This is a genomic window from Actinoplanes sp. NPDC051537 (assembly GCF_055586105.1).
Genome location: NZ_JBVJIU010000007.1, coordinates 473,216 through 485,825, shown reverse-complemented (window position 1 = coordinate 485,825; position 12,610 = coordinate 473,216). Strand labels below are relative to the sequence as shown.

13 protein-coding genes are annotated in these 12,610 nt (G+C 72.0%); 10 read left to right on the top strand and 3 right to left on the bottom strand.

Annotated features, from left to right (window positions below):
- Positions 1–9: 9 nt before the first annotated feature.
- From ACZ6TB_RS20140 to ACZ6TB_RS20130, 3 genes are read left to right on the top strand one after another with little or no spacing between them, the layout of a single operon-like run.
- Positions 10–660: a response regulator transcription factor gene (locus ACZ6TB_RS20140; protein ID WP_465556035.1), complete on the top strand. Its 651-nt coding sequence runs from the start codon at positions 10–12 to the stop codon at positions 658–660.
- Positions 657–1,841, top strand: coding sequence for a sensor histidine kinase (locus ACZ6TB_RS20135; RefSeq protein WP_465556034.1), 1,185 nt, complete (start codon positions 657–659; stop codon positions 1,839–1,841). The genes ACZ6TB_RS20140 and ACZ6TB_RS20135 overlap by 4 nt, the downstream gene beginning before the upstream one ends.
- A 51-nt stretch (positions 1,842–1,892) precedes the next feature.
- Complete coding sequence (locus ACZ6TB_RS20130; protein WP_465556033.1) at positions 1,893–2,075, top strand: hypothetical protein; 183 nt, start codon at positions 1,893–1,895, stop codon at positions 2,073–2,075.
- Between the two features lie 13 nt (positions 2,076–2,088).
- Here the strand turns inward: ACZ6TB_RS20130 and ACZ6TB_RS20125 are convergent, their stop codons facing one another.
- On the bottom strand, positions 2,089–2,904 hold the full coding sequence (locus tag ACZ6TB_RS20125) for a phytanoyl-CoA dioxygenase family protein (RefSeq protein ID WP_465556032.1): 816 nt from the start codon (positions 2,902–2,904) through the stop codon (positions 2,089–2,091).
- Between the two features lie 252 nt (positions 2,905–3,156).
- On the opposite strand from ACZ6TB_RS20125, the gene ACZ6TB_RS20120 reads away from it, so the two are divergent.
- The 6 genes from ACZ6TB_RS20120 (at position 3,157) to ACZ6TB_RS20095 (ending at position 8,458) form a co-directional block, all read left to right on the top strand.
- On the top strand, positions 3,157–4,110 hold the full coding sequence (locus tag ACZ6TB_RS20120) for a beta-ketoacyl-ACP synthase 3 (RefSeq protein ID WP_465556031.1): 954 nt from the start codon (positions 3,157–3,159) through the stop codon (positions 4,108–4,110).
- A 32-nt stretch (positions 4,111–4,142) separates the two neighbouring features.
- Positions 4,143–5,012 carry an aminoglycoside phosphotransferase family protein gene (locus ACZ6TB_RS20115; RefSeq protein WP_465556030.1) on the top strand — a complete coding sequence of 290 codons (870 nt, stop codon included), beginning with the start codon at positions 4,143–4,145 and terminating at the stop codon, positions 5,010–5,012.
- 45 nt (positions 5,013–5,057) lie between these two features.
- On the top strand, positions 5,058–5,897 hold the full coding sequence (locus ACZ6TB_RS20110; protein ID WP_465556029.1) for an AraC family transcriptional regulator: 840 nt from the start codon (positions 5,058–5,060) through the stop codon (positions 5,895–5,897).
- Between the two features lie 64 nt (positions 5,898–5,961).
- Positions 5,962–6,540: a dihydrofolate reductase family protein gene (locus tag ACZ6TB_RS20105; protein ID WP_465556028.1), complete on the top strand. Its 579-nt coding sequence runs from the start codon at positions 5,962–5,964 to the stop codon at positions 6,538–6,540.
- A 104-nt stretch (positions 6,541–6,644) separates the two neighbouring features.
- Positions 6,645–7,919 (top strand): NAD(P)/FAD-dependent oxidoreductase, encoded by a 1,275-nt coding sequence (locus ACZ6TB_RS20100; RefSeq protein ID WP_465556027.1) that lies wholly within the window; start codon positions 6,645–6,647, stop codon positions 7,917–7,919.
- Positions 7,805–8,458 (top strand): sigma factor, encoded by a 654-nt coding sequence (locus tag ACZ6TB_RS20095; RefSeq protein WP_465556065.1) that lies wholly within the window; start codon positions 7,805–7,807, stop codon positions 8,456–8,458. Before ACZ6TB_RS20100 ends, ACZ6TB_RS20095 begins: the two co-directional genes overlap by 115 nt.
- A gap of 90 nt (positions 8,459–8,548) precedes the next feature.
- On the opposite strand, the gene ACZ6TB_RS20090 is transcribed toward ACZ6TB_RS20095, so the two are convergent.
- On the bottom strand, positions 8,549–10,573 hold the full coding sequence (locus ACZ6TB_RS20090; protein ID WP_465556026.1) for an MDR family MFS transporter: 2,025 nt from the start codon (positions 10,571–10,573) through the stop codon (positions 8,549–8,551).
- Between the two features lie 35 nt (positions 10,574–10,608).
- Positions 10,609–11,988 carry a MocR-like pyridoxine biosynthesis transcription factor PdxR gene (gene pdxR / locus ACZ6TB_RS20085; protein WP_465556025.1) on the bottom strand — a complete coding sequence of 460 codons (1,380 nt, stop codon included), beginning with the start codon at positions 11,986–11,988 and terminating at the stop codon, positions 10,609–10,611.
- Positions 11,989–12,045: 57 nt separating this feature from the next.
- Between pdxR and ACZ6TB_RS20080 the strand changes: the two genes are divergently transcribed.
- The gene (locus ACZ6TB_RS20080; RefSeq protein ID WP_465556024.1) at positions 12,046–12,609 is read left to right on the top strand and encodes a dihydrofolate reductase family protein; all 564 of its coding nucleotides are present in this window, start codon (positions 12,046–12,048) and stop codon (positions 12,607–12,609) included.
- Position 12,610: the final 1 nt, after the last annotated feature.

Genomic DNA, 12,610 nt, shown 5'->3' with positions numbered 1-12,610 from the left:
AGGTTCCGGGTGCGGGTGTTGCTGATCGAGGACGAGCCGTTGCTGGCCGAGCAGGTCGCGGACGGCCTGCGCGACCAGGGCATGGCGGTCGACGTGGCCGCCGACGGCCTGGACGGGCTGCACAAGGCCGGCGCCAACCGGTACGACGTGGTCGTCCTCGACCGCGACCTGCCGATCGTGCACGGCGACCAGGTGTGCACGGCGCTCGCGGCGGGCGGCGCCGACTCCCGGATCCTGATGCTCACCGCGGCCGGGGACGCCGCCGACCGGGTGGCCGGGCTGATCCTCGGCGCCGACGACTACCTGCCCAAGCCGTTCGTCTTCGACGAGCTGGTGCTGCGGATCCGGGCCCTGGCCCGGCGCGCCAACAACGCGCCGCGGGTGCTGCGGCGGGCCGCGCTGAGCTTCGACACCGCCCGCCGGGTGGTGACGCGGGACGGCCGCATCATCCCGCTGACCACCAAGGAGCTGGCCGTGCTGGAGATCCTGATGACCGCGGACGGCGCCGTGGTCAGCGCCGAGGACCTGCTCGAAGGGGCGTGGGACGAGCACGCCGACCCGTTCACGGCGACCGTCCGGGTCACCGTCGCCCGGCTGCGCCGCAAGCTCGGCGACCCGCCGCTGATCGAGACGCTGGTCGGAGCGGGGTACCGGCTGTGAGGCGCCGGTCGATCCGGTGGCGCCTGACCCTGATGTACGCGGGGGTGCTGGTCGCCATCTGCGTCGGGCTGCTCGCGCTCAACTACGGGCTGCTGTACCACCGGCTCTACACCGACCTCAGCGCGCCGAACGCGGGGCAGCTGCAGAAGCTGGAGAACGCGCCGCCGGAGGCCGGCGACCGGGCCCGCGAGGCGCTCGCCGGCTACCGGGCCCGGCAGACCGAGATCACCGCGCTGCGGCGCCAGACCATGGTGACCACGATCGGTACGTCCGCGGCGGCGCTCGCGGTCACCGCGCTGCTCGGCGTCGGCGCGTCATGGATCGTCGCCGGCCGGATGCTGCGGCCGCTGCAGACCCTGACCGCCGCGACCCGCCGCATCTCGGAGGACCGGCTGCACGAGCGGGTGGCGCTGACCGGCCCGCCGGGCGAGCTGAAGGAGCTGGCCGACACGTTCGACGCGATGGTGTCCCGGCTCGAGGCGTCCTTCACCAGCCAGCGCCGGTTCGTCGCGGACGCCGCGCACGAGCTGCGCACCCCGCTGGCGATCGCCCGGACCGGCGCCGAGGTGCAGCTCGCGCGGCGCACCGGCACGGTCGAGCAGTGGGAGAGCATGGCTCGCCTGGTGCTGACCGCCACCGGCCGCGCCGAACGCATGCTCGACGGCCTGCTCGCCCTGGCCCGCAGCGACAGCGGCGTGCTCGCGGCCGAGCCGCACGACCTCGCCGTTGCCGCGGGCGCGGCGCTCAGCGACGCCGACGGCGAGGCCGAACGGGCCGAACTGAAGATCACGCCGGATCTGCGGCCGGCCCCGGTGACCGGCGACCCGGCCCTGCTCGACCGCCTGGCCAGCAACCTGGTCGACAACGCGGTGCGGCACAACCAGCGGTCGGGCTGGGTGGAGGTCGTCACGGAAAGCGGCGAGGGCGTGGCCACGCTCACGGTCCGCAACGGCGGCGACCCGATCCCGGCGGACGAGGTGGACCGCCTTTTCGAGCCGTTCCAGCGGCTGGCGCAGAACCGGCCGGCCGGCGCCCGGTCGACCGGCCTCGGGCTGGCGATCGTCCGCTCCATCGTGCGCGCCCACGGCGGCACCGTCGCGGCCACCCCCAACCCCGGCGGCGGCCTCACGGTGACGGTGACGCTGCCGACCGGCGCTGCTGTCGGTCGCCCTATCGCGTGACGATTGCGCGCCGGCCGGCCTCCGGGGTCCGGCGGAATTAGCGTCGTTGACGTGCTCGACCATGCGATGCTCCGGAACCTGCGCGGCGCGGCAAGGCTCATTTCCGGCGCCCGGGAAACAGATGTGTCGGACCTCGCCGACGACGAGCAGGCAACGGTCGATCACGTGTTGACTTTGATCATCCAGGACGCGATCCGCATTCGATCTCGGCTGAACAAGCCGGCAAAGGAGTAAGGCCGCGCGCCGGTCAGTAAGGCATGGCCCGCCACCATTGGTTTTTGCCCACGGTGTCGTCGCCCTCGATCTCCTTGGGCACGTTGCGCACGGTCAGCCCCGCCTTGCTCGCCTCGGCGATGGTCTCGTCATCCCACGGGTGCTTCCGCCACATGTTGCAGATGTACGTCCGGGTCTTCAGGTATTCGACGTAGCGCGCGTGGTGAGCGTCGTCCGTGCCCAGCCCGACGAACAACGCCATCCGGTCGCCGCTGGACTTGGCCGGGATCCACCAGCGCGGGTACTTGCCGTCCATGGCCGGCTCCGGGTCGATCCACCAGGGGAACCGCAGCTTGGTCGCGGTGCCGCAGTGGCTGATCGCCATGCTCCACACGGCCAGGTCGCCGACGGCGGTGGCGACGTACACGTTCTTGCCGGCCATCAGCTCGGTGGTCAGGTGCGAGCCGCGGCGCAGGTTGAGGCCGCCGCTGTGCCTGGTGTGGTCCTGCAGGTAGACACCGAACCGCAGCATCGTGTAGCGGCCTTGCGTCCAGTCCGGGGCCTTCGGGTCTTCCCGGTCGGTGTTGTCCTTGTGCCAGTTGTGCGAGCCGGAATTGATCGTGAAGCTGCTGTCGCCGCTGTAAACGATCTCGTCGGTGCCGAGGATCTTGCGGGCGACCGCGACCATCCGGCCATCGGTCAGCACGTCCCTGAATTTGGGGTTCGACAGCAGATCGCCATTCCAGCCCACGGACTCCCGCGCCCGCGGCCGGAACGACTCGATCTCGTCCGGGGTGTACACACCCTTGATGATCGTGTATCCGTCACGCCAGAAACCGTCAACATCCACTTTGTAATCCACGGCATTCCTTCGTGTGTTTGGCTCCTCTTCGCGGTATCCCGCGAGAATCTACTCCGTCCGGCCGCGGAAGTGTGGCCCCTGACATACCGATTCGGGCGGGCGATGATCGTCAGACCAGATCCTGGGAATGGCGGTGCCGGCCGAGCCCTTCGGTCGCGATCCGGGCGCCGGCGAGCGCTTGGTTACCGGCGAGGAATAAAGCAATCAGAGCCCTCCCAGTCGGGCATGCTTGGATTGGCCATGGCCAACCCTTTGCAGCGCCGCGCCGGTCACCCCGGGTCGCGCATCCTCAGCGTCGCCACGTACCGCCCACGGACCGAGGTGGGCAACGACACGATCGCCGCCCTGATCGACTCGAGCGACGAATGGATCCGCCGCCGCTGCGGCATCGAGTCGCGCCGGCGCGCCGCGCCCGACGAGGACCTGGTCACGATGGCCGCGGCGGCCGCCTCCAAGGCCCTGGCCGGCGCCGGCGTCGATGCGCGCGACGTCTCGGCCGTCCTGGTGGCGACGATGTCCCACCGCGGCCGCGCGACCACCGCCGCACCCCTGGTGGCCGACGCGCTGGGCGCCACCGCGGCCGCCGCGATGGATCTGGGAGCGGCGTGCGCCGGATTCCCGTACGCGCTGGCGACCGCCGACGCGCTCGTCCGCAACGGCTCGGCCGGCTACGTGGTCCTGGTCGGCGCCGAGCGGATGACCGACATCATCGACGAGCGCGACCGCGGCACGGCGTTCCTCTTCGGCGACGGCGCGGGCGCGGTGGTCGTCGGTCCGGCGCAGACGTGCGGCATCGGCCCGGTGGTGTGGGGCGCCGACGGCTCCAAGAGCGAGTTCCTGCGGTACGACGAGGCGGGCATCCTGCGCATGGCCGGCCCCGAGGTCTTCCGCTGGGCGACCTCCGTCATCCCCGATCTGGCCCGGCGCGCGCTGGACGCGGCGGGCATCTCCGCGGCCGAGCTTGCGGCCTTCATCCCGCACCAGGCCAACCTGCGCATCACCACGGTCGCGGCCAAGGCCCTGGGGCTCGGCCCGCACGTGCGGGTGGCCACCGACATCACCACCAACGGCAACACCGGCGCGGCCTCCATTCCCCAGGCGATGGCCGCGCTGCCCGACACGACCGGTCCCGCGCTGCTCGTGGGCTTCGGGGCGGGCCTCTCGTACGCGGCTCAGGTCGTCACGTTGCCCTGACGGCCCTGGCCGGCGGGCCGCATGATTGCCGGGTGGCCGCCTTCGCTCTGCCCGTGAACCTGCTCGACCGCGCGCGGTCCGGCCGGTCGCCCCAGTGGGACGCCTGGCTGGCCGCCCTGCCCGGGGTGGTGGCGGAGTTCGCCGACCGCTGGTCGCTGCGCCTCGGCCCGCCGTACCAGCCCGGCGGCCGTACGGCGTGGGTCGCCCCGGCCCGTGACCACACCGGTCGGGAGCTGGTGCTGAAGGTGGCCCGGACGCACGACGAGGCGCTGCACGAGGCCGACGGGCTGCGGGCCTGGGCCGGCGACGGCGCCGCGCTGCTGCACGACAGCGCCACCGCCGGAGCCACCACCGTCCTGCTCCTGGAACGCTGCGATCCGGGCACCACCCTGGGCGAGGCGAAGCCCGAAGCCGAGCAGGACGAGATCGTCGCGGCGATGCTGCGCCGGCTCTGGCGGGCGCCCGCCGGCGGTCACCCGTTCCGGCCGCTGCAGGCCATGTGCGACGCCTGGGCCGGTGAGTTCGACGCCGCCGGTCCCAGGCTCGCCGATCCTGGTCTCGCCCGCGCCGGCATCGAGCTGTGGCGCGCGCTGCCGGCCACCGCCGACCGGTCGGCGCTGCTGTGCACCGACCTGCACGCCGGCAACATCCTGGCCGCCCGGCGCGAGCCGTGGCTGGTGATCGACCCGAAACCGTACGTCGGTGACCCGGCCTACGACGCCGTGCAGCACATGCTCAACTGCGACCGCCTGACCGCCGACCCGGCCGGGCTGAGCCATCGGATGGCCGGCCTGCTCGACCTGGACCACGACCGGCTGCTCGCCTGGCTGTTCGCGCGCTGCGTGCTGGAGTCGCCCGACCAACCACATCTGGGCGAGGTCGCGGCCCGCATCGCACCCTGAACCCCCGCTCGGCCATCCCGGCGGCACGTCGGCGATGCTGTGGGCATGGAGTACGTGTCCAGAGCGCCCCGACCGCCGCTGGACGGGCTGATCGACGACCTCTACTACCTGGAGGGCGCGCCGCCGTACGCCCGCCTGACGCTCCCGCCGATGCCGGCGGCCCTGCTCATCGTCAACCTCGGCGCGCCGTTCCGCATCCGCGCCGGCACCGACATCAGAGCGGCCGAGTACGCCGACGGCTGCGTCGTCACCACGCCCACCCGCGCGTTCGAGTTCAGCTACCCGTCCCCGACCCGGTCCGTGGGCGTGCACGTCAAGCCGTGGGGGCTCGCGCCGTTCCTGCCGATGCCGGCGGCCGAGCTGTGTGACCGGCCGGTGACGATCGAGCAGGTCTGGGGCCGGCCCGCCGTCGCCGAGCTGCGCGACCGGCTGGCCACGGCGGGCGGACCGCACGAGATGCTGACGCTGTTCGAGGACGAGCTGATGCGACGGCTGGGCGAGACCACCGGTCTGGGGCTGGTCCGCCACACGAGCCGCGTCATCGCGGCGACCGGCGGGACGGCGGCGATCGGCGACCTGAGCGTGGCCGCCGGGGTCAGCAGCACCCACCTGGCTCAGCGGTTCAAGGAGCTCGTCGGCGTCACCCCGAAGCGGCTGGCCCGCACCCACCGCTTCGCCGCCACCGTGCTCGCGATCGACCCGGCCGGCCCGATCGACTGGGGCGACGTCGCCGGTCGCGCGGGCTACTTCGACCAGGCCCACTTCGGCCACGAGTTCCGGGCGTTCACCGGGCTCACGCCGACCCGGTACATCGAGGTCCGGCGGCGGTTCATGCGCGAACATCCCGGCCACGCGTTCGAGGGCTGGCCGCTGCCGGCCGATTGATTTCTTACAAGAACGGCAGCTCACGGCACGCTAACTTGGGGGCACCCAAGCAGAGGAGAGCCCCGTGGGCAAGGTGGTCATGTACAGCTCGGTGTCGGTGGACGGCTTCGTCGCGGACGAGAATGACCAGCCCGGGCCGCTGTTCGACTGGTTGACCGGCGGTGACGTCCCGCTGGACGAGAGCGGCGTGGTGAAGGTGTCGCAGACGTCCTACGACTACATCCGGCCGTACTGGGACCAGATCGGGGTGACGATCGTCGGCCGCCACGTCTTCGACATGACGGACGGCTGGGACGGGAAGCCTCCGGGCAGGATCGACCACGTGGTCGTCGTGACGCACCGGCCGGCGCCCGACGGCTGGGACCCCGGAGCACCGTTCCACTTCGTCGACGGCGTCGAGGCGGCCGTGGCCAAGGCCCAGGAGCTCGCGGGTGACCGCCTGGTCGAGGTCGCGGCCGGCGACGTCGGCGGTCAGGTGCTTGCCGCGGGCCTGGTCGACGAGGTGCGGATGGACGTCGTACCCGTCGTGTTCGGGTCCGGCAAGCGCTACTTCGGGTCGGTCCACGCGCAGCACCTGCTGGCGGATCCGGACGTGGCGATCCAGGGCAACCGGGTGCTTCACCTGCGCTATCGGGTGAGGTAAGCCTGGTGGCCATCGTGTGATCCAAGACACATGCAGCTCCTGTCAGCAATGGCGGCCCCCTCCCGCTCAATTCGCGGAGAGCACGCGAACTGACAGGAGCAGCCATGAAGCACCGCATCGTCGTTCTCGGCGCCGGCTATGCCGGGGCCTACGTGGCCGGAAACCTGGCCCGTCGACTGTCCTCGGCGGATGTCGGGATAACTGTGGTCAATGCCGAGCGGGAGTTCGTCGAGCGGATGCGGATGCACGAGTTCGCAGCCGGCCGAGATCTCAAGGCCCTGAACCTTGCCGACGCCTTCGCGGGCACGGGGATCCGGTTGTGCGTGGCCCGGGTCACCGCCGTCGACCCCGAGCGCCGGGTGGTCTCGACGGCCGACGCCGGTGGTGGCGGCGAACTCGGCTACGACACGCTCGTCTACGCGCTCGGCAGTCACGTGGCCGACCACGGCGTCCCCGGCGTGGCCGAACACGCCCTCGACATCGCCGGCAAGCCCTCGGCGCTACGCCTGCGCGAGCGCCTGGACAGCCTGGGCACGCAGGGCGAGAGCGGGGTGCTCGTCGTCGGTGACGGGTTGACCGGCATCGAGAGCGCCGCCGAAATCGCCGAAGCCCGGCTCGGCCTGTCCGTGACGCTGGTCGCCCGCGGCGAACTGGGCTCCCGGCTCTCCGCCGGGGCCCGCCGTCACGTGCGCCAGGCATTCGACCGGCTCGGCATCACCGTCCTGGAGCACACCACGGTCGAAGCCGTCGAAGCGGCGCGGGTGCTGTGCGCCGGCGGCAGGGCGTCGGCATCCGGCGCGACCGTGTGGGCGGCCGGGTTCGCGGCCGGCCCGATTGCCGCCGCCAGCGGGCTGGAGGTCACCGAAAACGGTCAGATCGTCGTCGATCGCACGATGCGGTCGGTCTCGCACCCGAACGTCTACGCGATCGGCGACAGCGTGTGCGCCATCGGCGACAACGGCCGGCCGCTGCCGATGTCCTGCGGTTCGGCCGGCTTCACCGGACGCCAGGCTCTGGAGTCGATCGTCGGCGGCCTGACCGGCGGCTGCGCTGGTCAAGGCGGGCATCAACCGGATCGCGCTGTGGACCATCTCGCACCCGACCTTCGGCCTGCCCACCCGCAAGCGCCGCCTGGCCGCTGCTCCGGATGCGTTCCGCCAGGACCACGGTCGCGTGGCCGCCCAGGTTGGTCAGCGTGGACAGCACCGCCACTGATCGCTTCGACACCAGCCGGTTCGAGGCCAGCCGGAACCGGCTGGCCTCGCTGGCGTACCGGCTGCTGGGCGGCTCCGCCGACGCCGAAGACGCGGTGCAGGATGCGTTCGTGCACTGGCAGGCCGCCGACCGCGAGCGGATCAAGGTCCCGGAAGCATGGTTGACGAAGGTCGTCACCAACCTGTGCCTCGACCGGCTCCGAGGCCGCCAGCCAGCAGCACCTCACCGGGCCCGGCGCCGCATCACCGCCGCGCGCTGCGGCGGAGGCGACATCGACCCCGCAGCCGCCCGCAGGATCGTCGAGGAATTCCTCGCCGCTGCCTCCTCGGGCCGCATCGAACGGCTGGTGGCGCTGCTCACCGACGACGCGATAGCGATCTCCGACGGCGCCGGCCTGACCGAGACGCTGCTGCAGTACAGCACTGTGCAGCGCATCGCCGCCGTCGCACGGGCCGGCTTCAAACCCACGCCCGCGAAACGGCGACTTGCCGGCGGCACGCCCACGGTCCACTACGCGCTCGTCAACGGTGCCCCGGCCATTCTCTTCGTGGTGGGCGACCAGGTTGTCGGCGCCGTGACGTTCGACATCACCAACGGCAAGATCGCGACCGTGCGCGGCATTGCCGCCCCCACTCGCCTCGCCCGGCTCACCGAGGCTTGGCGGGAGCACGAACCGGGGCCGCCGCTCATCGCCCGGTGGTGACCGCACGCCCATATCCCCGCCCCGCACCACGAAGCGCCTTTCGACTACGGCCTCGACCTCGTCATCAGCGGCATCCGCAGCACCGCGCCGTCATGACGAGACCGCGGCGACCGTACGCCCGAGCTGCGGGTCCTGGTCGACGTACTGATGGGCCATGGTGGTCATGGCCCGGCGCAGCTGCTCGTCGTCGAGGTCGCCCCAGTCGGCCAGCTCGGTGGCGAGCCAGCCGCGGGCCGCGTCGACGACCTTCCGGATCTCGGCCCGGCCGGCGTCGGTGACCCGCAGGTGGTCGTCCTCGCCGGTGAGGTAACCGTCGGCGCGGGCGATGTCGAAGGCGGGTTTCAGCACCTCGGCGGGGACCCGGGCCCGCTGCCCGATCGCCCGGAGGCCGGTGTCGGCGGCGACCCGCTCGCGGACGTGCACCTGGCCCACACACCATCCGGCGGACACGTCGAGCGCGGTGCCGGACGCTGCCCACACGGCCGTGGCCGCCGCGCGCGGATCCCGCCGGACGATGCACGCGATGGCGTTCTGCAACTGCACCAGGCTGTCGTCGCCGGTGGGCATCGCGAACCCCTCGCCGATGTCCGACGCCGAAGCCCGGGACGTGCGGCGGAGCGGGACCTCCTTGAGGAACAGCGACAGGACGAAGGCCGCGCCGGCGACCGGGACCGCGGCGAGGAAGACGATGTGGATGGCGTGCGCGTAGGCATCGACGATCGGCGCGATCTGGGCGGACGGGTGCCGGTGCAACTCGGCCGGGGTGGCGATCGCGGCCGGGTCCACCCGCGCCTGCGCCAACGCCGCGGGCATGGAGGAGCTGAGGACGTTGGCGTACACCGCGCCGAACACCGCGGCTCCGAACGAGCTGCCGAGCGTACGGAAGAAGGTCACCCCGGAGGTCGCCACGCCCAGATCCCGGTAGCTCACGGTGCTCTGCACGATGATCGTCAGCACCTGCATGCACAGGCCGATGCCGGCGCCCAGCACCAGCATGCTCAGCGCCAGCGACCAGTACGCGGTGTCCGCGTCCATCCGGGAGAGCAGATAAAGCCCCAGCACCATGACGAGCGACCCGGCGACCGGGAAGATCTTGTACCGCCCGGTCCGGCCCACGATCGACCCGGCGGCAATCGAGGTGACCAGCAGGCCCACCACCAGCGGAAGGGTCTGCAGACCGGAGCCGGTGGCCGAGACGCCCTTGACGTACTGCAGATAGGTCGGCAGGAAGGTCATCGCCCCGAGCAGCGCGAAGCCCACGATGAAGGCCAGCACGACACAGACGCTGAACACCGACGACCCGAACAGGCGCAACGGCAGCACCGGGTCGACCGCCCGGCGTTCGAACACCACGAACAGGCCGAGCGCGATCAGCGAGCCCACGAACAGCCCGATGATCGTCGGCGAGGACCAGGCGTACTGCGTCCCGGCCCAGGACAGCGCCAGGGTGAGCCCGGCCGAGCCGAGCGAGATGAACACGATGCCCAGATAGTCCAGGACCGGGCGGGTGACCGCCTTGACCGCCGGGATGGTGACCGCGGCGAGCGCGATGACCGCCACGCCGATCGGCAGGTTCACGTAGAAGGCCCACCGCCAGGACAGATGATCGGTGAACAGGCCGCCGATCAGCGGGCCGAGAACCGTGGTCACCCCGAACACGGCGCCCAGCGCGCCCTGGTACTTGCCGCGTTCGCGCAGCGGGATGACGTCGGCGATCAGCGCCGTCGCCGTCACCGCCAGGCCACCGGCGCCGAAGCCCTGCACGGCCCGCCAGCCGACCAGCCACGTCATGCTGGTGGCGAAGCCGCAGAAGGCCGAGGCCAGCACGAACGTGCCGGCCGAGACCTGGAAGACCAGCTTGCGCCCGAACAGGTCGCCGGCCTTGCCGGCCAGCACGGTCGCGATCGTGTCGGCCAGCAGGTACGAGGTCACCACCCAGGTCAGGTGGCCCGCACCACCCAGATCCCCGACGATCGTGGGCAGCGCGGTCGACACGATCGTCTGATCCAGGGCGGCGAGCAGCATTCCGAGGAGGACCGTGACGAACACCAGGTTCATCCGCCGCCGATCCAGCCCGGCCTCGGTCAGCGGAACACGCTCAACGCCAGTCTCCACGTTCGCCATGTTTCGGCAGACTCATGCCGAGCAGATCATCCGCGCGGGGTGACGCCCCGGTCCAGGATGGTGGCGAGGTGGTGGATGCCGTCCTCGATCTGGTGGGGCGTGAGCCGGCTGTAACCCATCACGATGGCGGGCCGCTCCGAACAGTGGTCCAGGGGGCGTACGAGGATGCCGTGCCCGCCCGCGGTGGCCGCGAGGTGGCCTGCGTCCATGCCGGCGGGCAACCGGACCAGGACATGCAGGCCGGCGGAGATGCCGGTCGCACGGTAGGCGGGTAGCCGGTGCCGCAGGGCCGCGATGAGGGCGTCGCGTCGCTGGCGGTAGTTCCGTCGGGTTCGTCGCAGGTGCCGGTCGAGGTCGCCGCGCTGGACGAACTCGGCCACGATGGCCTGGATGATCGAGGTGGTGAACCGGTCGCTGCGCGCGCGGGCGGCGACCACCTCGTCGCGTAGCGCCCGGGGGACGACCAGCCAGCCGAGCCGCAGCCCGGGGGCCAGGCTCTTGGACAGGCTGCCGACATGGATGACGTGCTCGGGCGCGACCCCTTGGAGGGCGCCGACGGGGTGCCGGTCGTAGCGGTACTCGGCGTCGTAGTCGTCCTCGATGATGTAGCCGTCGCCGGTGCGGGCCCAGTCGAGCAGGTCGACGCGCCGGCCGGCCGAGAGCACCACACCGGTCGGGTACTGATGGGCGGGTGTGACGAGCACGGCGCCCGCGCCCGACTCGGCCAGCAGGTCCACCCGAAGCCCCTCGTCGTCGACCTCGACGGGGTGGCAGCCGGCGCCGGCCCACTCGATCTGCTCCCGCCAGTCGGGGTGGCCGGGGTTCTCCACGGCGATGCCCCGCTCGGCGAGCACGCGGGCCAGCAGGCTCAACCCGTGCGAGAAGCCGTTGCACACCACGATGTCGTCCGGTTCGCAGGAGAGGCCGCGGACCCGGCCCAGGTAGTCGGCCAGGGTGTCGCGCAGCGCCGGGAGACCGGCCGGGTCGCTGTAGCCGAGGGCCTGACCGGGTAGGGACCGCATCGCGGTGCGGGTCGCCCGCGCCCAGGCCGCGTGCGGGAACAGGCCGACATCCGGGGCTCCGGGACGGAAGTCGTACCGGACGCCGGCCGGCGGCGGGCGGTGGCGCGGTGGGCCCCCGGGCTTGGAGATCGTGTTGACGACGGTGCCCCAGCCCGGCCGGGAGGTGAGATAGCCCTCGGCGGTGAGCTGGTGGTAGGCCGCGACGACCACACCGCGGGTGATCTGGAGGTCCGCGGCGAGCGCCCGGGACGACGGCAGCCGGACGCCGGGGCGCAGCCGGCCCGCCCGGACGGCGTCACGCAGGCCCCGCTCCAGCTGGGCGCGCAGACCCCGGGGACGGGACCGGTCGAGCTCCACGAACAACTCTGGCGAACTGGTACTCATAACCCGTCCGGAATTGGATCTCCTAAAAGCGCCACCGTACCTCTTAGCGTGGGGCTCATGACCAGCACCGAGCCACCGACCGCGACCGGAAAAGTGCTCTGGGCCTTCACGATGTCCCTTGACGGGTTCGTGGCCGGACCACACCACGAGATGGACTGGATGACCGGCTTCACCGCCCAGCCGGACCTGGTCGAGGACTACATCAGGACCACCGGCGCGGTCCTGGCCGGCCGTGACGGCTTCGACAGCGCCATCGGCGACTCACGGCCGTGGGGCGGCCGATGGAAAGGGCCGATCTTCGTCCTGACCCACCATCCCGAGGACGCACCACCGACCCCGGACATCACGTTTCTGTCCTGCTCCGTCGAGGACGCGGTGCGGGCCGGGCTGGATGCGGCCGGGGGCAGAGATCTCGCGGTGTTCTCGCCGAACATCGGGGCCCAGCTTCTCGAACGGGGACTGATCGACGAGATCGACATCCACGTGGCGCCGGTCCTGCTCGGCGACGGGATTCGGCTGTACCGAAGCCACGGCACGGCGCCGATCCGCCTCCACCGGCTCGACGGTGGCGATCCGGCGGCGACCGCCCGGGTGCGGTACCGGCCCACCACCACGGCGTAGG

What these genes read in the sequence shown, in the direction of transcription:
- ACZ6TB_RS20120 (WP_465556031.1), top strand. Translation starts at nt 3,157, where the DNA reads ATGGCCAACCCTTTGCAGCGCCGCGCCGGTCACCCCGGGTCGCGCATC.
- ACZ6TB_RS20110 (WP_465556029.1), top strand. Translation starts at nt 5,058, where the DNA reads ATGGAGTACGTGTCCAGAGCGCCCCGACCGCCGCTGGACGGGCTGATC.
- ACZ6TB_RS20100 (WP_465556027.1), top strand. Translation starts at nt 6,645, where the DNA reads ATGAAGCACCGCATCGTCGTTCTCGGCGCCGGCTATGCCGGGGCCTAC.
- pdxR (WP_465556025.1), bottom strand. Translation starts at nt 11,988, where the DNA reads ATGAGTACCAGTTCGCCAGAGTTGTTCGTGGAGCTCGACCGGTCCCGT.
- ACZ6TB_RS20080 (WP_465556024.1), top strand. Translation starts at nt 12,046, where the DNA reads ATGACCAGCACCGAGCCACCGACCGCGACCGGAAAAGTGCTCTGGGCC.